The 25,605-nt window shown below is 68.0% G+C and carries 25 protein-coding genes; 13 read left to right on the top strand and 12 right to left on the bottom strand.

The window, feature by feature from the left end; genetic code table 11:
- Positions 1–27: 27 nt before the first annotated feature.
- Entirely contained in the window at positions 28–792 is a 765-nt protein-coding gene (locus LRA89_RS03455; RefSeq protein WP_230769026.1) for a hypothetical protein, read from the top strand.
- Positions 793–962: 170 nt separating this feature from the next.
- On the opposite strand, the gene typA is transcribed toward LRA89_RS03455, so the two are convergent.
- Positions 963–2,804, bottom strand: a complete 1,842-nt coding sequence (gene typA / locus LRA89_RS03450; RefSeq protein WP_055755614.1) for a translational GTPase TypA — start codon at positions 2,802–2,804, stop codon at positions 963–965.
- Positions 2,805–3,441: 637 nt separating this feature from the next.
- Positions 3,442–4,680 carry a glycoside hydrolase family 27 protein gene (locus LRA89_RS03445; protein ID WP_230769025.1) on the bottom strand — a complete coding sequence of 413 codons (1,239 nt, stop codon included), beginning with the start codon at positions 4,678–4,680 and terminating at the stop codon, positions 3,442–3,444.
- Positions 4,681–4,822: 142 nt separating this feature from the next.
- Here LRA89_RS03445 and LRA89_RS03440 point away from each other — a divergent pair, with 142 nt between their 5' ends.
- Genes LRA89_RS03440 through LRA89_RS03430 form a run of 3 tightly spaced genes read left to right on the top strand, consistent with a single transcriptional unit; the run spans position 4,823 to position 6,989 of the window.
- Positions 4,823–6,019 carry a toxic anion resistance protein gene (locus tag LRA89_RS03440; protein ID WP_230769024.1) on the top strand — a complete coding sequence of 399 codons (1,197 nt, stop codon included), beginning with the start codon at positions 4,823–4,825 and terminating at the stop codon, positions 6,017–6,019.
- Between the two features lie 5 nt (positions 6,020–6,024).
- A complete protein-coding gene (locus LRA89_RS03435) occupies positions 6,025–6,723 on the top strand; it encodes a hypothetical protein (RefSeq protein ID WP_230769023.1) in 699 nt (232 codons plus the stop codon).
- Between the two features lie 20 nt (positions 6,724–6,743).
- Positions 6,744–6,989 carry a hypothetical protein gene (locus tag LRA89_RS03430; RefSeq protein WP_230769022.1) on the top strand — a complete coding sequence of 82 codons (246 nt, stop codon included), beginning with the start codon at positions 6,744–6,746 and terminating at the stop codon, positions 6,987–6,989.
- A gap of 149 nt (positions 6,990–7,138) precedes the next feature.
- On the opposite strand, the gene LRA89_RS03425 is transcribed toward LRA89_RS03430, so the two are convergent.
- From LRA89_RS03425 to LRA89_RS03400, 6 genes are all read right to left on the bottom strand, one after another.
- Positions 7,139–7,879, bottom strand: coding sequence for an energy transducer TonB (locus LRA89_RS03425; RefSeq protein WP_230769021.1), 741 nt, complete (start codon positions 7,877–7,879; stop codon positions 7,139–7,141).
- A 41-nt stretch (positions 7,880–7,920) separates the two neighbouring features.
- The gene (locus tag LRA89_RS03420; protein WP_230769020.1) at positions 7,921–8,490 is read right to left on the bottom strand and encodes an SMI1/KNR4 family protein; all 570 of its coding nucleotides are present in this window, start codon (positions 8,488–8,490) and stop codon (positions 7,921–7,923) included.
- Between the two features lies 1 nt (position 8,491).
- Positions 8,492–9,277 carry a 3'(2'),5'-bisphosphate nucleotidase CysQ gene (locus tag LRA89_RS03415; RefSeq protein ID WP_055755609.1) on the bottom strand — a complete coding sequence of 262 codons (786 nt, stop codon included), beginning with the start codon at positions 9,275–9,277 and terminating at the stop codon, positions 8,492–8,494.
- Complete coding sequence (locus LRA89_RS03410; RefSeq protein WP_230769221.1) at positions 9,270–10,616, bottom strand: TldD/PmbA family protein; 1,347 nt, start codon at positions 10,614–10,616, stop codon at positions 9,270–9,272. The genes LRA89_RS03415 and LRA89_RS03410 overlap by 8 nt, the downstream gene beginning before the upstream one ends.
- A 38-nt stretch (positions 10,617–10,654) precedes the next feature.
- Complete coding sequence (gene ubiA, locus LRA89_RS03405; protein WP_230769019.1) at positions 10,655–11,572, bottom strand: 4-hydroxybenzoate octaprenyltransferase; 918 nt, start codon at positions 11,570–11,572, stop codon at positions 10,655–10,657.
- A gap of 166 nt (positions 11,573–11,738) precedes the next feature.
- Complete coding sequence (locus tag LRA89_RS03400) at positions 11,739–13,658, bottom strand: beta-N-acetylglucosaminidase domain-containing protein (RefSeq protein WP_230769018.1); 1,920 nt, start codon at positions 13,656–13,658, stop codon at positions 11,739–11,741.
- Between the two features lie 112 nt (positions 13,659–13,770).
- On the opposite strand from LRA89_RS03400, the gene LRA89_RS03395 reads away from it, so the two are divergent.
- From LRA89_RS03395 to LRA89_RS03380, 4 genes are all read left to right on the top strand, one after another.
- Positions 13,771–14,046: a hypothetical protein gene (locus tag LRA89_RS03395; protein ID WP_230769017.1), complete on the top strand. Its 276-nt coding sequence runs from the start codon at positions 13,771–13,773 to the stop codon at positions 14,044–14,046.
- Positions 14,046–14,360: a DMT family transporter gene (locus tag LRA89_RS03390; protein ID WP_230769016.1), complete on the top strand. Its 315-nt coding sequence runs from the start codon at positions 14,046–14,048 to the stop codon at positions 14,358–14,360. Before LRA89_RS03395 ends, LRA89_RS03390 begins: the two co-directional genes overlap by 1 nt.
- A gap of 157 nt (positions 14,361–14,517) precedes the next feature.
- Positions 14,518–15,261 (top strand): 16S rRNA (uracil(1498)-N(3))-methyltransferase, encoded by a 744-nt coding sequence (locus LRA89_RS03385; protein ID WP_230769015.1) that lies wholly within the window; start codon positions 14,518–14,520, stop codon positions 15,259–15,261.
- Between the two features lie 67 nt (positions 15,262–15,328).
- The gene (locus tag LRA89_RS03380; RefSeq protein WP_230769014.1) at positions 15,329–16,702 is read left to right on the top strand and encodes a glutamate--cysteine ligase; all 1,374 of its coding nucleotides are present in this window, start codon (positions 15,329–15,331) and stop codon (positions 16,700–16,702) included.
- Here the strand turns inward: LRA89_RS03380 and LRA89_RS03375 are convergent.
- Positions 16,699–18,093 (bottom strand): methyltransferase family protein, encoded by a 1,395-nt coding sequence (locus tag LRA89_RS03375; RefSeq protein ID WP_230769013.1) that lies wholly within the window; start codon positions 18,091–18,093, stop codon positions 16,699–16,701. The two genes, LRA89_RS03380 and LRA89_RS03375, sit on opposite strands and share 4 nt — an antisense overlap.
- Before the next feature lie 66 nt (positions 18,094–18,159).
- On the opposite strand from LRA89_RS03375, the gene LRA89_RS03370 reads away from it, so the two are divergent.
- Together LRA89_RS03370 and ppa are read left to right on the top strand one after the other, a co-directional pair.
- Positions 18,160–20,085 (top strand): M61 family metallopeptidase, encoded by a 1,926-nt coding sequence (locus tag LRA89_RS03370; protein WP_230769012.1) that lies wholly within the window; start codon positions 18,160–18,162, stop codon positions 20,083–20,085.
- 144 nt (positions 20,086–20,229) lie between these two features.
- Positions 20,230–20,805 carry an inorganic diphosphatase gene (gene ppa, locus LRA89_RS03365; RefSeq protein ID WP_055755601.1) on the top strand — a complete coding sequence of 192 codons (576 nt, stop codon included), beginning with the start codon at positions 20,230–20,232 and terminating at the stop codon, positions 20,803–20,805.
- Positions 20,806–20,850: 45 nt separating this feature from the next.
- Here ppa and LRA89_RS03360 read toward each other — a convergent pair whose 3' ends face one another.
- Together LRA89_RS03360 and LRA89_RS03355 are read right to left on the bottom strand one after the other, a co-directional pair.
- Positions 20,851–21,207, bottom strand: a complete 357-nt coding sequence (locus tag LRA89_RS03360; RefSeq protein WP_230769011.1) for a TfoX/Sxy family protein — start codon at positions 21,205–21,207, stop codon at positions 20,851–20,853.
- On the bottom strand, positions 21,204–22,097 hold the full coding sequence (locus LRA89_RS03355; RefSeq protein ID WP_056493984.1) for a DMT family transporter: 894 nt from the start codon (positions 22,095–22,097) through the stop codon (positions 21,204–21,206). The genes LRA89_RS03360 and LRA89_RS03355 overlap by 4 nt, the downstream gene beginning before the upstream one ends.
- A 121-nt stretch (positions 22,098–22,218) precedes the next feature.
- On the opposite strand from LRA89_RS03355, the gene LRA89_RS20450 reads away from it, so the two are divergent.
- Together LRA89_RS20450 and LRA89_RS03350 are read left to right on the top strand one after the other, a co-directional pair.
- Complete coding sequence (locus tag LRA89_RS20450) at positions 22,219–22,344, top strand: hypothetical protein (RefSeq protein ID WP_268795699.1); 126 nt, start codon at positions 22,219–22,221, stop codon at positions 22,342–22,344.
- 83 nt (positions 22,345–22,427) lie between these two features.
- Positions 22,428–23,066 (top strand): DUF1345 domain-containing protein, encoded by a 639-nt coding sequence (locus tag LRA89_RS03350; protein WP_082467018.1) that lies wholly within the window; start codon positions 22,428–22,430, stop codon positions 23,064–23,066.
- A gap of 130 nt (positions 23,067–23,196) precedes the next feature.
- Here LRA89_RS03350 and ispG read toward each other — a convergent pair whose 3' ends face one another.
- On the bottom strand, positions 23,197–24,321 hold the full coding sequence (gene ispG / locus LRA89_RS03345) for a flavodoxin-dependent (E)-4-hydroxy-3-methylbut-2-enyl-diphosphate synthase (protein ID WP_055755598.1): 1,125 nt from the start codon (positions 24,319–24,321) through the stop codon (positions 23,197–23,199).
- A gap of 96 nt (positions 24,322–24,417) precedes the next feature.
- Between ispG and LRA89_RS03340 the strand changes: the two genes are divergently transcribed.
- Positions 24,418–25,590 (top strand): acyltransferase family protein, encoded by a 1,173-nt coding sequence (locus tag LRA89_RS03340; protein ID WP_230769010.1) that lies wholly within the window; start codon positions 24,418–24,420, stop codon positions 25,588–25,590.
- Positions 25,591–25,605: the final 15 nt, after the last annotated feature.

Genomic DNA, 25,605 nt, shown 5'->3' with positions numbered 1-25,605 from the left:
GTCCGTGGGTTATCGGGGGAATAACACATGGCTACACGGTCAATGCCGCAGTCGGTCGCGACGCGGGAACATCGGTTCTTTCTCTACTCGGCAATTGCGATGGCGGCCGTGCTGGTTGCCGGATTTTCGCTAAACCTCGCCGCCGGACGCTCGTCCTTCGCGCTGCCGCTCGTCTACCACGTCCACGGCCTCGTCTTTCTGGGCTGGATCGCGCTGTATGTGACGCAGACCGCCCTGGTCGCCGGTCGAGCACTCCATTGGCATCGGCGGCTTGGCTGGCTGGCGCTGATATGGTTGCCGGTCATGGTCACGCTGGCCATTGTGATTACCTTGCATGCCGTGCGCGACCATGGCGGACCGCCGGTGTTCGACGTCAATTCCTTCCTGATCGGCAATCCGGCCGGCATCCTGACCTTCGCCCTGTTGACGGGCGCCGCCATCGTACTGCGGCGACGGACCGACTGGCATCGCCGGCTGATGTTCTGCGCCATGGCCGCGATTACCGGGCCGGGGTTCGGACGCCTGCTGCCGATGCCGTTCCTGATTCCGTGGGGCTGGTGGATCGCGGCGCTGATCGCGCCGTCGATCTTCCCGATCCTCGGCGCGATCGCCGACTGGCGGCGAACCGGCCGGGTTCATGTCGCATGGGCGTGGGGCTGGGGCTTCTTCGTCGCGATGTTCCTGCTGGCCGAACTGTTCGCCTACAGCAGCGCAGGCATGGCACTGACCCATGCGGTGATCGACGGCACGCCCGGCGCGGCGCGGCCGATCAAGGCGTTCTTCCCGCAATAGGAAACGGCCCCGGAATCGCTTCCGGGGCCGTTCTCTTTTTTGTCGCCCGACGTGGCGAAGCCACGTCGTCGGTCCTTGCTGGTAGCAAGGACGGCCGGGCGGGCCTTGTGCGGCTTGGCGTAGCTGGCGCTACGCCTTTGCCCGGCCCGCCTTGCCCGGCCCCGCTATTCTCAGGCGGCCTTCGCCCGGCTCGCGCGCTTGCGCTCGTTCGGGTCCAGATGACGCTTGCGCAGGCGGATGTTCTTCGGCGTCACTTCGACCATCTCGTCGTCGTCGATGTACGCAATCGCCTGTTCCAGCGTCATCTTCTTCGGCGGAGTCAGGCGGATCGCGTCGTCCTTGCCGCCCGATGCGCGGAAGTTGGTGAGCTGCTTCGCCTTCATCGGATTGACCTCGAGGTCATCCGTCTTGGCGTTCTCACCGATGATCATGCCTTCGTACAGCGCCTCGCCGTGGCCGACGAACAGGATGCCGCGCTCTTCGAGCGGACCCAGTGCATAGCCCTGCGCTTCGCCGGCGCCGTTCGAGATCAGCACGCCGTTCTTGCGGCCTTCGATCTGGCCCTTGTGCGGGCCGTACTTCTCGAACAGCCGGTTCATGATGCCGGTGCCGCGCGTGTCCGACAGGAACTCGCCGTGATAGCCGATCATGCCGCGCGACGGCGCGGAGAAGGTGATGCGGGTCTTGCCGCCGCCCGAGGGACGCATGTCGGTCATCTCGGCCTTGCGCAGGTTCATCTTCTCGACGACCGTGCCCGAATATTCCTCGTCCACGTCGATGATGACGGTTTCGTACGGCTCGGTCTTCTTGCCGTCCTCATCCTCGCCGAACAGCACGCGCGGACGCGAGATGCCCAGTTCGAAGCCTTCGCGGCGCATCGTCTCGATCAGCACGCCGAGCTGCAATTCGCCGCGACCGGCGACTTCGTAGCTGTCGCGATCGGCGGCTTCCGTGACCTTCACGGCGACGTTCGATTCGGCTTCGCGGAACAGGCGGTCGCGGATCATGCGCGACGTGACCTTGGTGCCCTCACGCCCCGCCATCGGCGAATCGTTGACGGCGAAACGCATCGACAGCGTCGGCGGATCGATCGGCTGCGCGTGCAGCGGCTCGGTGACCTGCGGATCGCAGATGGTGTTCGACACGGTGGCGACGGCGAGGCCGGCCAGCGAGATGATGTCGCCCGCCTTGGCTTCGTCCACCGGCACGCGCTCCAGCCCGCGGAACGACATGATCTTGGACGCGCGGCCCGTTTCGATGATCTTGCCGTCGTTGTCGAGCGCGTGGATCGGCTGGTTCAGCTTGATCGTGCCCGAATTGACGCGACCGGTCAGCACGCGGCCGAGGAAGTTGTCGCGGTCGAGCAGGGTCACGAGGAAGGTGAACGGAACGTCCTCCACTTCCACCTTCGGCGCGGGCACGTGCGACACGATCGTCTCGAACATCGGGATCAGCGTGCCTTCACGCGCGTCCATGTCGGTCGAGGCATAGCCGTTGCGGCCCGAGGCGTAGAGCACCGGGAAGTCGAGCTGTTCGTCGTTCGCGTCGAGCGAGACGAAGAGGTCGAACACCTCGTCGAGCACTTCCTGGATGCGCGCGTCGCTGCGGTCGACCTTGTTGACGACGACGATGGGCTTGAGGCCCAGCGCCAGCGCCTTGCCGGTCACGAACTTCGTCTGTGGCATCGCGCCTTCCGACGAATCGACCAGCAGGACGACGCCGTCGACCATCGACAGGATGCGCTCGACCTCACCGCCGAAATCGGCGTGGCCGGGGGTGTCGACGATGTTGATGCGGATCGATTCATCGCTGCCCGGCGGGGTCCAGTCGACCGAGGTCGGCTTGGCGAGAATGGTGATGCCACGCTCTTTTTCGAGGTCGTTCGAATCCATCGCGCGTTCCTCGACGCGCTGGTTGTCGCGGAACGTGCCGGACTGACGGAACAACTGATCGACGAGCGTGGTTTTGCCGTGATCGACGTGGGCGATGATCGCCACGTTGCGAAGGCTCATACTATTTCCTGGATCGTGCGGGAGTGCAGTTGGGCGCGCGCTTAGCGTATTTATCACGATTCCGCAAAGGGGGCGTTTTTGCGGTGCAGCGTGTTGGCGTAAAATACGATGAATTTTTTTCACGCGGAGGCGCGGAGGCGCGGAGGGGTTGCGCTTGCGGCACCCGGTTCGCGTCCGGGAGACGCAGTGCTACCGGAAACACAGGCCAGAAGCTGCTGGCGCGGATGACGGACGCCACGACCGGAACCCCTCCGCGCCTCCGCGTGAACCAACCTTCCTTCTTCCTGATCGCAGGCAGAAGATGGTCGCGCAGAGGCGCGGAGGCGCAGAGAGGGGGCGTTCGACGCCATCGTGGCGATTCCTAGGTCCGATCGACATTCAGTCGGCCGTGACGCCGGCAAAGACCATCTCCGTCACCCCGGACTTGTTCCGGGGTCCACCGTGCAGCGATCGCTGCCGCTCGAGGCACTTGCGACAGCGTTCGCGGCCAGGTGGACCCCGGAACAGGTCCGGGGTGACGAAAGAGGGTGGTGTTTTCGACTACGGACTGCACACGAATAGCTGAATCTCGATCGGACCTAAGCGACGGCGTCTTCCTATCGCGCCCTTCCCTCTGCCTCCTCCGCGCGAAATACCGCTACTTGCCCGGCGTGATACGGACCATGACGACGCCGTGCGCCGGTACGGTTGCCGCAAAGCTGCCCGCCATGCGGCCGAGCGATTTGTGCGCCCACAGGTCGCGCACTTCGGCCGTCACCCCCGCCGGATAGCCGATCTCGGGCCAAGTCGCGGTGATCGGCGCGGGCGTCTCGCCGCGGTTGAACAGGATGACGGCACGCGATCCGTCGGACAGGGTGCGCGACCAGACTTCCCGATCGCCGTCGTCGCGGACGCGGCGGCCCTGTGCGCCAAGCGCGTCCTGATCGACCGCGATGACCTCGTGGTTCAGCAGGATCGCCTTCGTCGCGTCGTTCATCGTGGCGATGTCGTTGCCGGCGATCAGCGGCGCGGCCATCATCGCCCACAGGCTGAAATGCGCGCGATATTCGGTGTCGCTCATGCCGCCGTTGCCGACCTCGAGCATGTCGGGGTCGTTCCAGTGGCCGGGGCCGGCGTGCGGATAGAGCGGTTCGTTGATGTCGACGATGTCGGTCATGCCGATCGACCATTTCTCGCGGCCCTTCCATCCATCACGGATGTCGGACGACGTGCGCCACAGATTGCCGATCTTCTTGGCCCATTCCCACGGGCGGTTGTTGCCCCATTCGCAGATCGCCAGCACGATCGGCCGCCCGCTGGCCTTCAGCGCGTCGGCCATCAGCGCATAGGCTTCCTCGGCATTGCGCACCCCGGTCGAACACCAATCGTATTTCAGATAGTCGACGCCCCAGCGGGCATAGGTCAGCGCGTCCTGATATTCATGGCCCTGGCTGCCGGGCTTGCCGCCGCAGGTCTTGGCACCGGCGTCCGAATAGATGCCGAACTTCAGCCCCTTGCTGTGAATATAGTCGGCAAGCGCCTTGATCCCGCTCGGGAATTTCTCGGCATTGGCAGTGATGAAGCCGTTGGCGTCGCGAGCCCCATGCCAGCAATCGTCGATGACGATATAGGTGTAGCCCGCCGCCTTCATGCCGTTGCCGGCCATGGCGTCGGCCATGTCGCGCACGATCTTTTCGGTGATGGTGCAGCCGTATTTGTTCCAGCTATTCCAACCCATCGGCGGGGTGAGCGCGAGGCCGTTGGCGGTCCGCGTCGGATCAAGCGACGGCCTCAGCGTGTTGGGATCGATGAACTGGTCCTGTGCCTGCGCCGCCTGCGTCACCAACGCGAGCGACAGGGCGGCGGTCCGCAACAGGCCGGATAAACGCTTCGTCATGGCAATCCCCTCTGCCGGGCTGGCTATCGCGGATGACAACGCGGGACAAGAGGTTGCATCACCGTGGTGTATTATCTAAATACCACAGTTGAACCCGGTGACGTTCCCCGGCATCTAGGGCGGGACGACCGTTGGAGGGATTATGGCGACGTTGACGATCGACGAACCGACGCTGGTGCTGACCCCGCCCGATCCGGTGCCGACGGTGGCCCCGGCCAAGGCCGCCGGGCTGGTGCCGGTGGACGACACCAAGAAGACCGAGTTGCAGACCCGGGTCGACGACTTCATCGAGCAACTGATCGCGCAGGACACCAACTCGCCCGAATTCGGCAAGCGGGTCGATGCGATCAGCAATCTAGGCGCGCGCGAGATCCGCGAGGCGGCGGGCCAGTCGAACCGCTTCCTCGACCGGCCGGTGCGGGCGATGGATCAGGAATCGGGCGTCGGCACCGATCTGGCGCAGCTTCGCCGCACGATCGAGGACCTCGATCCGGGTCGTCAGGGCAATCTGATGGAGCCCAAGAAGCTGTTCGGGATGATCCCGTTCGGCAGCAAGGTGCGCGACTATTTCGACGGCTATAAATCCGCGCAGAGCCATATCGCCGAAATCCTCAAGCGGTTGCAGTCGGGCAAGGACGAGCTGTTGATGGACAATGCCGCCATCGACACCGAACGCGCCAATCTGTGGACCGCGATGGGCCGGCTCGAACAGATGATCTATCTGTCGAAGGAGATGGACCAGAAGCTCGAGGACAAGGCCAACGAGCTGGACCACAGCGACCCGGCCAAGGCCAAGGCGGTGCGCGAGACGGCGCTGTTCTATGTCCGCCAGCGTAGCCAGGACCTGCTGACGCAGATGGCGGTGACGGTGCAGGGCTATCTGGCGCTCGATCTGGTCAAGAAGAACAATGTCGAGCTGGTGAAGGGCGTCGACCGCGCCAGCACCACCACAGTCGGCGCGCTGCGCACCGCCGTCACGGTGGCGCAGGCGCTGACCAACCAGAAGCTGGTGCTCGAACAGATCACCGCGCTCAACACCACCACCGCCAACATCATCGATTCGACCAGCAAGCTGCTCAAGAGCCAGACGGCGACGATCCACGAACAGGCGGCATCGGCGACGATTCCGGTCGAGGTGCTGCAACGCGCGTTCCAGAACGTGTACGACACGATGGACGCGATCGACACCTTCAAGCTGAAGGCGCTCGATTCGATGAAGACCACCGTCGGCACGCTGTCGAGCGAGATCGAGAAGTCGAAGGGCTATATCGCGCGGGCCGAGGGCGCGTCGCAGAATGCGGCGGGCAAGGGCGAGACGTTCAAGCTGGAGGCGATGTAACCGCAATGGCCCGTGCCGAGGAAACGCTGGAGCGCGCCGAACTGACGCTGGAGCGCGTGCGCGAGCGGCACGGCGCGGTCGCCCCGCGCGCACGGCGGCGGCGCGAGGCGGAGGTGCTCAAGCGGCTGGGCCGGATCGCGGCGGCGGACGGCGCGATCATCGTCGGCGCGCTGGTGATCGGGTGGTTCATGCCGCTGGGTCTGGGCGGGGCGATGCTGGTGATGGCGTTGCTGATCGCCGCCACCGCGCTGTTCGCGCTGATGCCGGTGACGCGCGAGGTGGTGATCGAGCAACTGGGGCAGGCACCCTTGAAGTCGCTGCCGGCGCAGACCGAGCGCTGGCTGTCGGCGCAGCGCCCTGCCCTGCCCGCGCCCGCCATGACGCTGGCCGATGCGATCGGGATCAAGCTCGATACGCTGTCGGCGCAGCTCGTCGGGCTGAACGACGCCGAACCGGCGGCGGCCGAGGTGCGCAAGCTGGTGGGCGAGCAACTGCCCGAACTGGTGCGCGGCTATCAGCGCGTACCCGAGCCGCTGCGCCGGGTGCCCCGCAACGGCCGCACGCCGGATGAACAACTGGTCGAGGGGTTGAAGGTCATCGACGGCGAGATCGCGGCGATGACTCAGCAACTGGCGCAGGGGGATTTGGACAGTCTGGCGACGCGCGAGCGGTATTTGCAGATCAAGTATCAGGGCGAGGAATAGGCACTCCCGGCGGCCAGGCCATGCCACTCTACACCTATGTGATGTCGCATCGGAACCGGACGGAGGTTTCGCAGCACCGTTTCAGCAACCCGACCGGGTTTCTGCTGACGCCGATCGCTGACGGATTTCCCGAATTGAAGCCGTTCTTCGGCCAACTCGCGCGGATGCGACCCGAACCGGTGGCGGGTGCCGAGCGGACATGGCAGTGCTCGGCGGAAATATCGGGAGACGCCTTCATGCTGCACGTCGTCGAAACCAGAGGTTGAACGACTGATCCAGCTACATCGAACCAAACGTCATCCCAGCGAAGGCTGGGATCTCCCGTACATGAGGCGAGACAAGCGCCGCTTGAGGCCCCAGCCTTCGCTGGGGCGACGATGGTTGGGCGGGCGGACGTGTCGCCCGACCCGGTCCGCTACTCCCGCTCCACATCCCATTCGTGGCGCTGGACCATGACCGACGCCACCGGCTGGCCGCGTCCGTCGCGCGAGGGGCGGAAGCGGAAGGCGCGTTCGATCTGGCGGCAGGTCGCGAGGTCGATCGCGCGGTTGCCGCTCGACCGGCGGATGCGGCAGTCGGTGGCGCGGCCGTTCGGTTCGACGACATAGTCGACCTCGACGCTGCCCTCGAAACCGTTTTCCTCCAGTTCGGGGGGCAGGCGCGCGCCTTGCAGCGAGCCGCCGATCTGTTCGGGGGGCGTGTCGCCGCCGCCCGACCCGTCGCCGTCACCCGCGCCCCCGCTGCCAAGGCCATCGCCGATCCCGCCCGCGCCGGTGCCCGGCCCGATCGTGTCGGTCGCGCCCGACGAGGCGTCGTTACCCGGACCGGCGACCGGTGCGGTCACGACCGGCGGGGGTACGGGCAGCGGCACGACCGGCGGGGTCGCGACGATCTCGGTCGCTTTCGAGCGGATGTTGGGCGGGGCGGCGCGGCCTTCGGGGCGGCCCTGACGCACCACTTGGGGAACGGGTGGCGGGGGCGGCGGATCGGGCGGCGGGGGCAGGATGTCGAACGTCGCCAGCGCCCCTTGCGCGGCGCGGGGGATGTCGACGCCCAGCCCGATAATCAGCGCCCAGCCGAGCAGGACGTGCAGGCCGATCGTCACCGCCAGCGCGGTGCCTCTGGTCCGGTCGGGGAGCGTCGCGGTCATCGCCATCGTGATGGCATAACGCCGATGAATGGCGGCTGATCCGGGGTTCAGGTCATGTCGTAGGGATCGGCGATGTAGCCGGCGACGAAATCGGAGAAACTGGCGGCCACGATACAGTCGTCATTTTCGCCGAGGATCACGGCGACCTTCCCCCAATCGGGTCCGGGTTCGCAGCAGATCGCCCACGCCCAACTCCAGATCAAATGGTCGACGAAGAAGAGCCAACGCCGGCCGCCATCGGAAATCACCGGGCCGACCGGATGCTCATACTCGTCGGGCAGGTTGCGAATGCGATCGAGGTGCCACCATGTTCCCGCGCCGTGATCCATGTCCTCGCGCGACGGAATTGCGTTGGTGAGATACGCGCGGAAGTCGGGCGGCAAGACGATGTCGTAGCGGCGTTCCAGCGTTTCGATCGCTTCGTCGGAAGCCCCACCGATCGGCGGGCCGCCATCGGTCCGGTCCCACCATGCGACCAGCGTCCGCCATGCCCAGTCGGGATCGTCGGCCGCTTCGAGCGGGGCGACCGGGCGCGGTTGCGGGTTGCTGCGGTCGACTTTGACCCACTCGAACGGCTCGCGCCGCTCCCGCCCGAACAGCCGCGCCAGCCACCCCATCCTACCGCTTGCCCAGCGCCACGATCGCCCGGTCGCGCAGCCGTTCCACCGCCGCCGCGTGGATGCCCGGCGCGGCGGCCATCACCCCGAAGAATTGCGGGCGCGGCTGGTTGAAGCGCAGCTTGCGGCCGATCGCGTCGGTGACGGTCGCCCCTGCCTCGCGCGCCAGCAATATGCTGGCCGCGACGTCCCATTCATTGCCCCAGCGCAGGGTTGCCAGGAAATCGGCGTCGCCGCTCGCGACCATCGCCATGCGCAGCGCGATCGAATTGGGTTTGGCCACCACCGCCAGATCGCGATCGGCCTTCGCCAGCGCGTCGACCGGCGTGCGGCTGCCGGCGAAATCGGTGCGGGTGCTGGCGTGGATGCGGCTGCCGTTGGCATGGGCACCGGCCCCGGCGAGCGTCGTCCACACCTGTCCGCGTGCCGGGGCGTGGAGGACGCCCAGCACCGGCTGGCCATCCTCGACCAGCGCGATCGACACCGCCCAGCCGTCGCGCCCGCGGATATAGTCGCGTGTGCCGTCGATCGGGTCGACGATCCACACCCGGCGGCGCATCAGCCGGTCGGCATCGTCGGCGGTTTCCTCCGACAGCCAGCCGGCATCGGGCAGCAGCGCCGACAGCCGCTCGCGCAGCAGCCGGTCGACGGCGAGGTCGACCTCGCACACCGGATTGCCCGGCGCCTTTTCCCATGTCGCGAAGTCGCCGCGAAACCGGGCGTGCGCCAGCGCCGCCGCCTCGCCCGCGATGGCGACGACGCGCCCGAGCAGCGCGGCGTCAGCCACCCGCGACCGTCATCGCCGCGACTCGCAGCGTCGGCACGTTCACCCCCTGCCGGAATTCGAGGTCGCCCGCCGCGCTCAAGCTGCCGAGCATGTCGCGCAGGTTGGAGGCGATGGTGATCCCCGATACCGGCTGCGTGATCTCGCCATTCTCGATCAGGAACCCCGACGCGCCCCGGCTGTAGTCGCCGGTGACGCCGTTCACCCCCTGCCCGATCAGTTCGGTGACGAGCACGCCATAGTCGATGTCGGCGATCAGCGCGTCGCGGCTGCCGCTGCCGCCGGCCAGATGGATATTGCCGGTGGTGACGCCGGGTGGGCCGCCCAGCCCGCGCGAGGCATGGCCGGTCGGCTCCAGCCCCAGTTGCCGCGCCGACGCGCTGTCGAGCAGCCACGTCTCCAGCACGCCATGATCGACCAGCGCCATCGGCGACACCGCCAGCCCCTCGCCATCGAACGGGCGCGAGCGTAGGCCGTGCGGCAGATGCGGATCATCGAGGATCGACAGCGCAGTCGGCAGGATCGCTTTGCCCAGACAGTCGCGCAGGAAGCTGGTGCCGCGCGCGATCGACGGGCCGCCGATCGCGCCGAGGATATGGCCGATCAGGCTGGACCCGACGCGCGGGTCGAACACCACCGGCACGACGCCGCTGGTCATCGCCACCGGGTTCAGCCGGGCGACGGCGCGCGTTCCCGCGCGGGTGCCGACCTCGTCCGCCGCTTCGAGCATGCGGCGGTGGCGCGTGGCGTGATGGGCGTGATCGCGCTGCATCCCCTCGCCGCTCCCGGCAACGACGCTGGCGGAGATGCCGTGGCTGGTGACGGCATAGCCGTGCGCGAAGCCGTGACTGGTCGCCAGTGCCACGACCGCACGGCTGACGCTGGCCGATCCGCCTTCGGAATTGGTGACGCCGGGAACGGCGCGCGCGGCATCCTCGACCGCCTGCGCCGCTTCGCGCAACGCTTGCGGCGAGACGTCGCCACCATCGTCCAGATCGAGCAGCGGCGGCGCGCCGTGCAGCAGCCGTTCGGCAGGCGCAAGGCCGGCCCATGGGTCCTCGGGCGCGGCTTTCGCCATCGCCACCAGCCGCTCAGCCAGCGCATCGAGACCGGCGTCGGACAGGTCGGAGGTCGAGACGCTCGCCGAACGACGGCCGACGAAGGCGCGCAGGCCCAGTTCCGATCCTTCGGAGCGTTCGACATCCTCGAGCGCGCCGAGGCGGACCGATACCGCCAGCGCGGTGTCGGCGATCAGGATCGCATCGGCGGCGTCGGCACCGTGCGCGCGGGCACGGAGGGTGGCGGCATGGGCACGGTCGGCGGCGATGGCGGGAGTCAGCATGGCAGCGACATGGGAAGCGTTCGCGCCGAGGGCAACGCTCACGCCGCCTGTCCGACGACAAGAAGGCCGAGGAACAGCAGCAATCCGGCGTCGCGGTTGCTGCGGAAGCGCGCCAGCGTGTTCGCGCCGTCGTCGGGTTTCAGTGTCGCGACCTGCCACGACAGGTGCAGCGCGGCGGGCAGCAGCGTGGCGAGCGCGAGGGGCGTCGGGAACACCCGCCACACCGCCGCTGCCCAGCAGGCGACAGCGATCACATACAGCAACGTCACCCCGCCGCGCACCCGCCCGCCCATCGCCCGCGCCGACGATCGGACGCCGACCATCGCATCATCCTCGATGTCCTGACAGGCATAGATGGTGTCATAGCCGATCACCCACACGATCGACCCGACATAGAGCAGCGCCAGCGTGACCCAGTCGCCCACCGCCATCTGCGCCCATGCGACCGGGGCGGCCCAAGAGAACACCATGCCGAGCCACGCCTGCGGCCACCACGTGATCCGCTTCATGAACGGATAGGCGGCGACCAGCGCCAGACTGCCGAGCGCGACGATGGCGGCAGTGAGGTTCAGTTGCAGCAGCACGGCGAGGCCGATCAGGCTCAGGATCACCAGCCACGACCACGCCGCCTTCACCGACACCGCGCCGCTCGCCAGCGGTCGCTTCGCGGTCCGCGCCACCTGCCGGTCGAGATCGCGGTCGATGATGTCGTTGTAGACGCAGCCCGCGCCGCGCATCGCGATCGATCCGAGGAGGAACCACAGCAGCATGTCCCAGCGCTCGGTGGCGCGGCCCGACAGCGCGATCGCCCATGCGCCGGGCCAGAACAGCAGCCACCAGCCGATCGGCCGGTCAAACCGTGCGAGCAGCGCGAACGGGCGGGCGGCAGACGGCAGGACGGCGATCAGCCCGCGATGTTCGGTATCGGCGACGTGGGTGGCGGCAGGATCGGTCATCGTCCCCTGCTGCCATGGGTGGGCGGTTTGCGACAGGGGGTTTCGATCGACTCCCCTCCCTGGAAGGGAGGGGTTGGGGGTGGGTCGGTCTGGGGCGGGTGCTGCCGTTCCCTCGCGGGCCTACCCACCCCCGGCCCCTCCCTTGTCAGGGAGGGGAGAAAGAGCGCTACCGCACCGGCGCGGCGATCAGGCCCGGCGCGTCGGCGATGAAGCGGTCGAGCACGCCGTCGGCGATCTTGATCGTGCCGTCGAAGCGGGTCGCGCCGGGGATGGTGCGGACCGCCGCCGCTTCGGCCGCCAGCCGCTTCGCATCGGCGAAATAGCGGGTCGCCGCCGGATTGCCGGCATCGGCGGCGGCGAGACCGGCGGCGGTCAGGTGCAGCGCGCGGCCCCATGTGCCCATCGCGTCGAGCCACGGCGCGGCCTGTATGGCGAACGCCGGATCGGCGACGCCCGCGCGAATGATGTCGGGCGCGTCGGCGATCGCATCGGCGCGTTGCGTCAGTTCGGCGATGACAGCCGCCCGCGCGGGCGCGTCGCCATCCGCGATCGTGTCGCGGACCCGGTCGAGCAGCGCCTTCAGTTTGGGCGCCTGTTCCTGCCATGGCTGGCTGCCGAAGGTCGGCGCGATGTGCTGGGTGTCGAAGAAGGTCAGCAGCGCTTGCGCCGCGCGGGCGTCGCCGCCGGCCAGTTCGCGCGCGGCGGCGGTCCATGTCCGCTCGGCGTCGTAACCGGCGTCGTTCCACGCGAAGGCGGCGATGCCGGTCACGGCGACGCGGCTCGGTGCTTCCTGGTTCATCGGGTTCGACAGGATGCCGGCCAGTTCGCCCGACAGCCCGGCCTCGCGCTTGACGTACGGCGCCATCAACAGCCGTCCGGTAGTCTGGGCATAGTCGTTGACCGGATAATTATCCCATAGCAGCGTCTTGCGGCCGAACGCCTTGGTCGCGGCCTTGGCATCGGGGATCGAGATCGCCGGGGGCACGACGTCGGTGCCGGTCCATTGCACGACGATGCGCGGGTCGAGCGCGGCGCGAAGCGCTGCCTTGTACGGCGTTTCCTTTGCGTCGTAATATTCGGTCGGCACCATGATGAGCGGCGGAGCGGCGGGATCGCGCGCCACCAGATGCGCCTGCACTGCGTTCAGCAACTGTGCCTGCGCCTTGCCCGCCGCCGCCGCGCCCGACGGGCCGAAGGCCTGCGTATCGCGCGCGCAGTTCCATTTCTGATATTCGATGTCGTCGAGCGCGACATAGAAGCTGCGGATGCCCTGCCCGCGCAATGCGTCGAACTTGCGCTCCAGCGCCGCCTGATCGGCGGGGTCGGAAAAGCAGATCGTCGGCCCGGGCGAGATCGCATAGACGAAATCGACATGGTTCGCCCGCGCCCGCCGCGCCAGCGACCCCAGTTCGGCCAGCGTCGCCGCCGGATAGGCCTCACGCCATTTGTCGCGCGCGAAGGGATCGTCCTTCGGGCTGTAGACATAGGTGTTGGCCTTGACCGTCGCGAGGAAGTCGAGGTGGCGTTCGCGGTCCTGCGTGGTCCATGGCTTGCCGTAGAAGCCCTCGATCGTGCCGCGGATCGGCATCGCCGGATAATCGCGGATCGTGAGCGCGGGAAGCGACGCCCGCCGCACGAGCTGGCGCAGCGTCTGAAGCCCATGGAACAGGCCGTCGCCATCGGTGCCGGCCAGCGTGACGACGCCATCGCGCGCGATGGTGAGGACATAGCCTTCGCGGTGGGTGTCGACGGCGGTGCCGCTGCGGGCCAGCGCGGCGCGGACCGGCGCGGCATCGGCGGTGCCGAGCACGATATGTGGGCGATCGACGGTGGCCGGCAGCCGCGACGCGGTGGTGATCGTCCGGACCCCGGCATCGCCCAGCATCGCCCGGACGAGCGCGACGACTGCCGGATCGGTGCCCGGCGCTGTGACCAGCACCACCGAGTCGCCCAGCGTCACCGCGCCGCCGGTCAGCGTCGTCGACACCGGCGCGGGGGTGAGCGCGGGCAGCGTCGGGAGTTGCGCGACGGCCGGGGCGGCGGTGGCCAGCAGGGCGGCCAGCGGCAAGGTCCAGCGTCGCGTCATTCCGATCCTCCGGTATCAGATTGGTATTATTGGTGCTGCGTAAGGCCTTGTCGCCGGCGCTGCAAGTCACGGTGTTGGCGCAATCGGCGGCGATACCCTACAGCGCCGGACCATGGAACTCGACCAACTGCTCGGCCATTATTTCGGCGATCACGATCCCGATACCGCCCCCGCCGACGTACAGGCGCGCGCGAAGGAGCGAATCGCGATCGACTTCGGCATCGAGCGTGATCCCGCGCGCCGCTTCGCGCTGTGGACGCTGATGGATGCGCTGGATTTCGCACCGGTTCCGGCGGAAGCGTTCGAAAAACAGCCGGCGTTGCGCGCGGCGGCGGAACGCTATCTCGACGCCGCCTATCGCATCGAGCGTTATGGGGAGCCGGGCTGATGCCATGGGTGCTGCTGACGATCGCCGGGTTGCTGGAGATCGTCTGGGCGTACTGGATGAAGCGGTCGGACGGGTTCAGCAAATTCTGGCCGACGATCGTGACCTTTGCGGCGATGTTCGCGAGTTTCGGCCTGCTGGCGCTGGCGATGAAGCGGCTGCCGCTCGGCACCAGCTACATGGTGTGGACCGGGATCGGCGCGCTGGGCGCGTTCGTGGTGGGGATCGTGCTGCTGGGCGAGAGCGTGACGCCGCTGCGGCTGGCGGCGGCGGGGTTGTTGCTGGGCGGGTTGGTGTTGATGAAGGTGGCGTCGTGAAGCCCCGGGCCGTCATTCCGGCGAAGGCCGGAATCCATGGAAACGGGACGATGCGGCCCCATCGAGGCGGCCCGTGTCCGTGGATTCCGGCCTTCGCCGGGATGACGGTGCGTGGATACGACTGCCCAACCCGGCCACGCCTGCTATAGCCCCGCCCATGCCCGCCACCCCTGCCTGGCCGCCCGATTCGACGCCGCGGCTGTTCGTCGAGACGCCGCTCGCCCCCGATGTCCGCGTGACGCTCGACGGACCGCAGGCGCATTATCTGTTGTCGGTCATGCGGGTGAAGGACGGCGATCCCGTCCGCCTGTTCGACGATGCCAGCGGCGAATGGCTGGCGCGTGCCGAAGCCGTGCGCAAGCGCGACCTGATCCTTGCCGTCACCGAACGCCTGCGCGAGCGCGAGGCGGTGCCCGACCTGTGGCTGTGCATCGCCCCGACCAAGAAGGGGCGGATCGACTGGACGATCGAAAAGGCGTGCGAGCTGGGCGTCGATCGCATCCTGCCCGTCGTCACCCGGCGGACGGTGGTCGATCGCCTCAACCTCGACCGGCTGCGGGCCCACGCGATCGAGGCGGCGGAGCAGTGCGGCCGCACCGCGCTGCCCGCGCTCGCCGAGCCGGTGAAGCTGGCGCACCTGCTGCGCGACTGGCCGGAGGGGCGGACGCTGTTCTTCGCCGACGAGACCGGCGGCGTCCCCGCCACCGCGGCGATGCGCGACCACGCCGGGCCGGGCGCGATCCTGATCGGCCCCGAAGGCGGCTTCGACGCGGAGGAACGCGCCGCGATCCGCGCGCACCCCCACGCGGTCGGCATCGCGCTTGGGCCCCGCATCCTGCGCGCCGAGACCGCGGCGGCGGCGGCGGTCGCGCTGTGGATGGCGGCGGCGGGCGATTGGTAGCCGCGCTATATCGCGATCAACCACAGCCCCCTAGCGCGTCCCGACCGGCGCGCGTATGGGCGCGACCATGAGCACGAAGACCGTTTCGGACACCCACGCAGCGGTCATCGAGGACCGCGCCCAACTGATCGACTATTTCGCGGGCGGCGAGAAGCCGGCGGAACGGTGGCGCATCGGCACCGAGCATGAGAAGTTCGTCTATCGCACCGCCGATCATGCCGCACCTTCGTATGACGAACCGGGCGGCATCCGCGACCTGCTGGCCGGACTCGAGCGCTTCGGTTGGCGGCCGGTGGAGGAGAATGGCAACGTCATCGCGCTGACCGGCGCGGACGGATCGGTCAGCCTCGAGCCCGCCGGACAGTTCGAGCTGTCGGGCGCGCCGCTCGAAACGCTGCACCAGACCTGCGCCGAAACCGGGCGGCATCTGCAACAGGTCAAGGCGGTCGGCGACGAGCTGGGCCTGGGCTTCCTCGGCCTTGGCATGTGGCCCGACAAGCGGCGCGACCAGCTGCCGATCATGCCCAAGGGCCGGTATGGCATCATGCTGAACCATATGCCGCGCGTCGGCAGCATGGGGCTCGACATGATGCTGCGCACCTGCACGATCCAGGTGAACCTCGACTATGCCAGCGAAGCCGACATGGCTAAGAAGTTCCGCGTCGGCCTCGCGCTGCAACCGCTCGCGACCGCGCTGTTCGCCAATTCGTCGTTCACCGAAGGGCTGCCGAACGGGCAGTTGTCGTACCGCTCGCACATCTGGTCGGACACCGATCCGGCGCGCACCGGGATGCTGCCGTTCGTGTTCGAGGACGGCTTCGGTTACGAACGCTATGCCGATTACGCGCTCGATGTGCCGATGTACTTCGTCTATCGCGAGGGCCGCTATATCGACGCCGCCGGGCTGTCGTTCCGCGATTTCCTGAAGGGCGAATTGTCGGTCCTGCCGGGCGAGAAGCCGACGATCGACGACTGGGCGGACCACCTCTCGACCGCTTTTCCCGAAGTGCGGCTCAAGACCTTCCTCGAAATGCGCGGCGCCGATGGCGGTCCGTGGGGCCGCATCTGCGCGCTGCCGGCGCTGTGGGTCGGGCTGCTGTACGACCAGGGCTCGCTCGACGCGGCATGGGATCTGGTGAAGGGCTGGTCGATCGAAGACCGACAGGCGCTGCGTGACGCCGCGCCGGCACAGGGACTCGACTCGCCGCTGCCCGGTGGCGGTCGGTTGCGCGACATCGCGGGTCAGGTGCTCGACATCGCCGGCAGCGGCCTGCGCGCGCGCGGCCGCACCAACGCGGCGGGCGAGGATGAGAGCGGCTTCCTCGAACCGCTGCGCGAGGTCGTGCGATCGGGCAAGGTGCCCGCGCAGATCCTGCTCGACAAGTTCGCCGGCGAATGGGCCGGCGATCTGACGAAGGTGTACGAGGACTATAGTTTTTAAGGCGTCGTTCTCCCCTCCCTGACAAGGGAGGGGTCGGGGGTGGGTAGGTTCGTGGCGGGTGCCGGCGTTCCCTCGCCGGCCGACCCACTCCCGGCCCCTCCCTTGTCAGGGAGGGGCATGATCCGCGCGAACAGGCGCGGGATCAGCCCGTGCCGGTCCATCCAGCCGCTGTACGCCCGGTACGCGGGGTCCTGCCCCAGATGCCATTCCTCGGTCCGCGCGCGCCAGTAATACACGCCGCTGACGCAGGCGAGGATCGCGGTGTTGCGAAGCGCCTCGACCCAGTTGTCCGATGTGGTCAGCACGGGGATGGTCGAGATCCACCAGAACAGGTTCTTCGACAGATAGGCCGGATGGCGGCTGAAGCGGTACGGCCCATGGGTCAGGATGCCGCGGTTGGTGAGGTTGGAGAAGCGCAGCCCGAACGCCAGCGTCGCCCACGCATAGATCGCGGTCAGCGCCACCAGCACGGCACCCACGATCCACAACAGCCAGTCGTGGCCGGCGAGCCAGTGAGTCCAGTCGGCGGTGCCGGGGCGATAGTCGAACGGCCCGCCGTCGGCCATCAGGATGAACGGCGGATAGCAGATCAGCGCCGCCGCCCATCCCGCCGCATAGGGCGTCGCGCTGCGGATATGGCTGTCGAGCGGGCGCATCGCGAAGATATAGCCCGCCGTCGCGATCGCGACGTCGATCACGAACATGAAGGTGATGAGCCAGTTGGCGAGCGGCACCGGCCCCGACAGGATCGCCGAGCGGTCGGCGCGGATGAACTCGCCGAACCCCGGCGGCACGATGGCGAGCATGAAGGCGAGGAAGAAGGTCTTGACCGCCCAGCCGCGTAAGTGCCCCCAGATAGCAGCGCGGTCGATCGGTTCGTCAAGGTGCATCGCCCAGGCGCCCAATGCCCAGCAACCGTCCTTCGGCTCGACCAGCCGCCGGTCGAGCCAGATCACATAGGGGATCGAGAGGACGAACAGCGGCACCGCCGCTTGCCCGAACACCCACATCGAGAAGGCGAAATTGCCCTGCCAGTAGAAGCGCCCAGTGGCATAGATCGCGGCGATTCCCGCCCAAGTGAGCCACAGCCCGGCCAATTTGGTCAGGCTGATGTCGATCGTCTCGCGCCACGGCCGCACGTTCGCCCAATCGATGCCGGTCGAGGGATGGCGATGCACCTTGTCGACCAGCAGCGACCACGCCACCATCGGCACCGCGCAGGCAGCGACGTTGACCAGCGCCGCGTATGGCCCGTCCATGCCATACGCCCAAGCCACCGCGACCCATGCGAACAGCCCGGCCAGCCCCGCCAGCCCGACGCCGGACGACACCGCCGAGGGGGGGCGGGCATCGAGTTCGGCTTGCGCGGGCAACGACTTGTCGTGATACATGGGTACATCCGCTATCACCGGACCGGTAACTATCCGGTGAAGCATATTCGCTCCCGAAGGAAGTCCATGCTGCGTATCGCGTCGCTCGCCGCCCTGCTCGTCTCCACCGCGCTGCCCGCCGTGGCGCAGCAGATCAACCCGCCGGGCAATACGCTGCCGCAACCGACCCCGATCACCGATACCATTCCGGTCGCGCGTGACATCGACTATCCCGGCACGATCAAGCTGGAGGTCGACGCGACCGACACGGTGCAGAACATCTACCGCGTGAAGGAAACGATTCCGGTCGCGCGCACCGGCCATATGGTGCTGCTGATGCCCAAGTGGCTGCCGGGCAAGCACGGGCCGCGCGGCGAGATCGAGAAATTGGCCGGCCTCGTCGTCCGCGCGAACGGGCGCGAGCTGCCATGGACGCGCGACGTGGTCGACGTCCACGCCTTCCACATCGACGTGCCGGCGGGTGCCCGCACGCTGGACGTGCAGTTCCAGTTCCTGACCGCGACACAGCCCGACCAGGGCCGCATCGCCATCACCCCGGAAATGCTGAGCCTGCAATGGGAATCGGTCAGCCTGTATCCCGCCGGCTATTACACCCGGCGTATCCCTGTCGAAGCAACGGTTCGCTATCCGGCGGGCTGGACGGCGGCGGCGGGGCTGCCCTCGACCGTATCGAACGGCGTCTATCGTTACGAGCGCACCAGCTACGAGACGCTGGTCGATTCGCCGGTGCTGGCGGGCAAATATTTCAAGCGGTTCCAGCTTACCGACCGGGTGGGGCTGAACGTCACCGCCGACAAGCCGTCCGAGCTGGCCGCGACGCCGGAGCAGATCGCGGCGCACACCCGGCTGGTCGAACAGGCGGTGAAGCTGTTCGGCGCGCAGCATTACGACAAGTACGAGTTCCTGCTGTCGATCAGCGACAAGCTGGGGTCGATCGGCCTCGAACATCATCGCTCGTCGGAGAATGGCGTCGATCCGGGCTATTTCACCGACTGGGCGTCGGGGCCGGGCGAGCGCAATTTGCTGCCGCATGAATTCACCCATAGCTGGGACGGCAAATACCGGCGCGGCGCCGACCTGTTCACCCCCGATTTCCGTACGCCCATGCGCAATTCGCTGCTGTGGGTGTATGAGGGGCAGACGCAATTCTGGGGCTATGTGCTCCAGGCGCGATCGGGCCTCGTGTCCAAGCAGGACACGCTCGACGCCTATGCCGATATTGCCGCCGCGCTCGACGCGCGCGAGGGGCGGCAGTGGCGGCCGCTGGTCGATACCACCAACGATCCGATCATCTCGGCCCGTCGCCCCAAGGGCTGGGTGAGCTGGCAGCGTTCGGAGGATTATTACAACGAGGGGCTGCTGGTGTGGATGGAGGTCGACTCCATGCTGCGGGCGCAGTCCAACGGCGCGAAGTCGATGGACGATTTCGCGCGCGCCTTCTTCGGGATGCGCGACGGCGACTGGGGCGTGCTGCCCTATACGCTGGCCGATGTCGTCAGGACGCTGAACGGTATCCAGCCCTATGACTGGGCCGGTTTCCTCGACAAGCGACTAAACGCCCGCACCGATCGCGCGCCGACCGGCGGCTTTGCCGCCAACGGCTATCGCATCGTCTACACCGACACGCCGACGCCGTATCTCAAAGGACGCGAAAAGTCGGGCGGCGGGGCCAGCCTGCCCTATTCGCTGGGGCTGACCGTCAACAAGGACGGCAAGGTCGGCAGCGTGCTGTGGGGGAGCCCGGCGTACAAGGCGGGGTTCGAGACCGGCACCACGCTGATCGCGGTGGCGGGGCAGGCCTATACCCCCGATCGGCTGCGCGAGGCGGTGAGCGCCGCCAAGGGCGCGAAGGAGCCGATCCGCCTGACCGTGCGGATGGACGATGCGGTGAAGGAGATCCAGGTCCCCTATCACGACGGCCTGCGCTATCCCCGGCTCGAAAAGGTCGGCGAGGGCGAGAACGGCCTCGACCGGTTGCTGACCGCCAAATGACCGACGCCCGGGGCGGGCCGTCCCGCCCCGGCGCGATTCCACGCAAATGTTGCTTCAACGCGCCCGATTTCCGGCTAAAGAGCGCGTCTGATTGCGGAAAAGGCTCCTTTTCCGCGACCAAGCGAACAAGAGGGAGATACTGATATGCGGATCGACATGATCCCGGTGGGCGAAGACGCCCCCAACAGCCTGAACGTCATCATCGAAGTGCCCACCGGCGGCGAACCGGTGAAGTATGAATTCGACAAGGCTTCGGGCGCGCTGTTCGTCGACCGCATCCTCCACACGCCGATGCGCTATCCGGCGAACTACGGCTTCGTGCCGCACACGCTGTCGCCCGATGGCGATCCGCTCGACGCGCTGGTCGTGTCGCGCACGCCGTTCATCCCCGGCTGCGTCGTGCGCGCCCGGCCGATCGCGGTGCTGAATCTGGAAGACGAGGCCGGCGGCGACGAGAAGCTGGTCTGCGTGCCGGTCGACGCGACCTTTCCCTATTACAGCAACGTCGGCGAAAAGACCGATCTGCCCGAGATCGTGTTCGAGCAGATCGAGCATTTCTTCACCCACTACAAGGACCTCGAAAAGAAGAAGTGGGTCCGCATCGGCACATGGGGCGGCGCCGAAGAGGCCAAGCGCATCACCGTCGAGGCGATCGAGCGCTATGACGAAGCCAAGGCCAAGGGCGAAGAGCCGCACGAATACGACGTGCCCGGCCGCTGAGCCGAACCGGGAGGGCGCGGGACCCAGGTCCGTGCCCTCCCGTCCTTACCCTTTTGCCTTGCGTCGCCGGACCGGCGCGCGCCGTCCTGCCTCGATCGCCAGCATGGCCCAGTGCGACAGCGCATCGCCGTCGTCGAGCACGTCGTCGGGCGCGCGGCGATAGTGCATCGTCGCGGTCGTACCGTCACGGCGGGCATAGGTGAAACGCTCGCACCCCGCCGCTTCCCACAATGGATCGGCCTCCGCGTCCGATTTGAACCACAGCACGTCGTCGGCGACGATCGCGAACACCGTCCCGTCGAGATAGAGCGTCGCCCCGCCCATCATCCGCCGGAAGGTGACGGTGCCGACCGGCACGAGCGTATCCGCGACCCACGCGATCAGCCCTTCGTCCACGCTCATGCCCCCGCCTCGCTCTGCACCACGGGCGCGCGCCGGCGCACCGCCACCAGACACCCGGCGACGATCAGCGCCGCGCCGACCACCGTATAGAGCGACACTCGCTCGCCGAACGCCAGCCAGCCCATCAGCGCCGCCCACGCGAACGCGCTATATTCGACCGGGGCCAGCACCTGCGCCTCTGCCCGGGCATAGGCCCATGCCAGCGCCATCGTCGACAGCGTGCCGAGCAGCGCCGCGCCGGCGATCTCCAGCCACTGATCGGGGCGCGGCCATGCCCCCAGCCACGGTGCCGCAGGCAGCAGCATCACCGCGATGACGAGGCTGGCGAACAGCGCGACCTCGACCGGGTCGGCGGCCTGCGCCTGTCGTCGCAGCAGGATGAGGTTGCCGGCATAGAGGATCGACGCGGCGACGCACGCGAGGCTGCCGAGCACGGCCTGCGTCGAGGCATCGGCCCGCACCTCCCCCGCCGCGATCGCCAGCACCCCGGCCGATGCGATCAGCGAGCCGGTGATCGCCGTGCGCCGGATGCTTTCGCCAAGGAACAGCGCGGCGAGGAACAGCGCGACCAGCGGCGCGAGGAAGGTCAGCGCCACCCCCTGCGCCATCGGCACGCGCGCAAGACCCCAGAAGAACAGCACCACCGACGATCCCGCCGCGACTCCGCGCGCGACGTGCAGCCAAAGCAGCGCTGGGCCCGGCCAGCGTCCGCCGCGCAGGACGAACGGCACCGCGCACATCGCGCTGCCCGTGACCGACCGCCACAGCACCGCGTTGTACGCCCCGCTGTCGATCGACAGCCGCTTCATCAGCGTGTCCATCACCGTATAGACGGCGATGCCGGCGGCGGCGACCGCAAAGGCGCGCAGGCTGGACGGGGCGGCGGACATGGGCGGACCTTTGCGAACGGCGGGCGAAACCGCTGTCGCGTGGCCGCCGATTGGATGCAAGGGTCGGGATGCGGATGGTGTAGGCTCGCCACCGGGCGTCTCGCCCACGAAGGACAGCGTCATGGCCAAGAGCCAGCAGAAGTCGAACAAGGAAGTCCGCAAGCCCAAGGCGGTCAAGGTCAAGACCATCGCCGCCAACGCATCGACCAAGGACAAGCCGGTCGGCATGGTGACGATCAAGGGCTGAACCGGCACCGTACCCGGCCGGCCCCGTCAGCGGGACCGGCCGGGCCGCTTCCGAACGACAAGGCGGTGCGATAGACGGGTGCCATGTCGCTCGATCTAGGCCAACGCATCGCGCCGCCGCGCTTCCTCGCCTTCGCCCTAGTCGCGGGCGCGACCGGGGCGTGGAGCGTCCCCGCGCTCGGCTGGCGCAGCGGGGTTCCGCTGGCGTTCGATGCCGGGGCGGTGGTGTTCCTGCTGTCGTGCGTGTCGCTGCTCGGCGCGTCGGCCGATGCGATGCGCGCCGCGGCACTGCGCAACGACGCCAACCGCGCGCTGCTGCTGCTGCTGTCGGGCGGGATCGCGATCGTGGTGCTGGCGGCGATCGCCGCCGAACTGGGCCAGCGCGGCGCTCCCAGACCGCCGGTAATGGCATTGGTCGTCGCCACGCTGCTGCTGGCATGGGGCTTCGCCAACACCGTCTACACGCTGCATTACGCGCATCTGTTCTATACCGCCGCCGGCGATGGCCGGGATACCGGCGGGCTGTCGGTTCCCGGCACCGACGAGCCCGATTACTGGGATTTCGTGTATTTCGCCTTCACGCTCGGCATGACGTTCCAGACGTCGGACGTCACGCTGACCAGCCGGGCGATGCGCCGGGTGGCGACCGGGCACTGCCTGATCGCGTTCCTGTTCAACCTTGGCGTCGTGGCGTTCAGCGTGAACGTGCTGGGGGGATCGTAGGGCGCGCCACTACTCCCCTCCCTGACGAGGGAGGGGTCGGGGGTGGGTCGGCCCGCGAGGGGAGGTGCGCGCGCCACAACCGGCCTACCCACCCCCAGCCCCTCCCTGCCAGGGAGGGGAGCGCACAGCGTTACTCCGCTGCCTGCGGCATGCCCGCGCCGGCCGCGTCGATTTCCGCCGCCTTCGCTTCGACCAGCTTGACGATATGCTCGATCATGTCGGCGTCCTGCACGTGATGGTCGGTGACGCCCGACAGATAGACCATGTGCCGGCCGTTGCCGCCCCCCGTAATCCCGATGTCGGTCTCGCGCGCCTCGCCGGGGCCGTTGACGACGCAGCCGAGCACCGACAGCGACATCGGCGTGCGGATGTGCTGCAACCGTTCCTCCAGCGCCTGCACGGTGCGGATCACGTCGAACCCCTGCCGCGCGCACGACGGGCACGACACCACGCGCACGCCGCGGTTGCGGATGCCGAGGCTTTTGAGAATCTCGAAGCCGACGCGGATTTCCTCCTCCGGCTCGGCCGACAGCGACACGCGGATCGTGTCGCCGATGCCGAACCACAGCAAAGATCCGATGCCGATCGCCGACTTGACCGTCCCGCCGACGAAGCCGCCCGCCTCGGTGATGCCCAGATGCAGCGGGCAATCGACCATTTCGGCCAGTTGCTGATACGCCGCGACCGCCATGAACAGGTCGGATGCCTTTACCGCGACCTTGAACTCGTGGAAATCATGGTCCTGCAACAGCTTGATATGGTCCATCGCCGATTCGACCAGCGCGTCGGGGCACGGCTCGCCGTATTTCTCCAGCAGATGCTTTTCGAGGCTGCCGCCGTTCACGCCGATGCGGATCGCGCAGCCGTTCGCCTTGGCGGCGCGGACGACTTCGGCGACGCGCTCGTTCGATCCGATGTTGCCCGGGTTGATGCGCAGGCACGCCGCCCCCGCATCGGCGGCCTCCAGCGCGCGCTTGTAGTGGAAATGAATGTCGGCGACGATCGGCACCCGCGCGGCGCGGGTGATCTGGCGCAGCGCCTGCGTGCTGGGCACGTCGGGGCAGGAGACGCGGATGATGTCCGCGCCCGCTTCCTCGCAGCGGCGGATCTGGTCGAGCGTCGCCACCGCGTCCGACGTGTCGGTATTGGTCATCGTCTGCACCGTGACCGGCGCGTCGCCGCCGACGGGCACGTTGCCGACCATGATCTGGCGGCTTTGACGGCGGTGTATATCGCGCCAGGGACGGATCGACATGAAAATTCTCGCTAAGGCTTGCGTAACCGGAGGCTTGCTATAGCCCCGCATTGTTTCGTGCGAAAGGCGCGCGAGGCAGGGTAGGCCTTCGCGTACGTGAACCTTCGGGCAAGACATTACGGGCTGGACTGGCTGCGCATCGCCGCCTTCGCGCTGCTGGTCCCCTATCACATCGCCATGGCGTTCAGCCCGTGGGACTGGGTGGTCAAGACGCCCTATGCCTTCCACTGGCTGATCGTGCCGATGATGGCGGTGACGCCGTGGCGGCTGGGATTGCTGTTCGCGGTGTCGGGCTATGCCTCGGCGATGCTGTCGCTGCGCTCGGCCGGGCGCGGCGACTTCGCGATCGACCGGTCGAAACGGCTGCTGGTCCCGCTGGCGTTCGCGATGGTCGCGGTCGTGCCGGTCGAGATGTGGGTGCGCGTGCGCGAGGCAGGCTATCCCCGGCCGTTCGGCTGGTTCTGGGTCCATGACGCATGGCACGACGGGCGCTTCTGGGGCGTGGCGTTTCCCAGTTGGGAGCATCTGTGGTTCGTCGCCTATCTGTGGGTCTATACCATGGTGCTGGTCGTGCTGCTCGCGGGCGCAGGGGGGCGGACCGACCGGCTGCTCGATCGCGCCGCCGGCTGGCTGATGCAGGGCCACCGGCTGCTCTGGGCCCCGCTCGCGCTGCTGGTCGGCCTGCGCCTCGCACTGCTGTTCACCGTCGCCGAGCGGATGGGGCTGGCGAGCGACTGGGCGGGGCATTCGCAATATTGGCCGTTGTTCGCGGCGGGATTTCTGCTCGGGCGACGCCCGGTGCTGTGGAGCGCGCTGCACCGCCACTGGCGGCCGGCGGTGGCGCTCGCGCTGGCCGGCGGGATGGTGACGACGGCGGTCGAGCTGCGCTATCCCGGCACCGCCGTGCCGCCGCATCTGGTGATGGCGATCGACCGCGCGGCACGATCGGTGATGGCGTGGGGGATGATCGTCACGCTGTTCCATCTGGCCGATGCGCTGGCCAACCGCGACCATCGCTGGCGGCTGCCGCTGTCGCGCGCGGTGTTCCCGGCGTATCTGGTGCATCATCCGGTAATCGTCGCGACGATCTGGTTCCTGCTGCCGTTCGATCTTGGCGCGGGGGTGATGGCGGCAATCGTGTTCGCGGTGACGATCGCCGCCTGTGCCGCCGCCTGTCTGGCCGCGCGTGCCGTGCCGACTCTGGGGCTGCTGCTGGGGATGCCGCCGCGTGGGACCGCGGCGCGGGGTGGCATGGCGCGCGCGATCTGATAGCAGGCGGCGCTC

It is taken from the genome of Sphingomonas sp. Leaf4, assembly GCF_920939515.1.
In the GTDB taxonomy this organism is placed as follows: domain Bacteria; phylum Pseudomonadota; class Alphaproteobacteria; order Sphingomonadales; family Sphingomonadaceae; genus Sphingomonas.
Note: the sequence above shows the minus strand (reverse complement) of the source record. Positions and strands in the feature narration are given on the sequence as shown.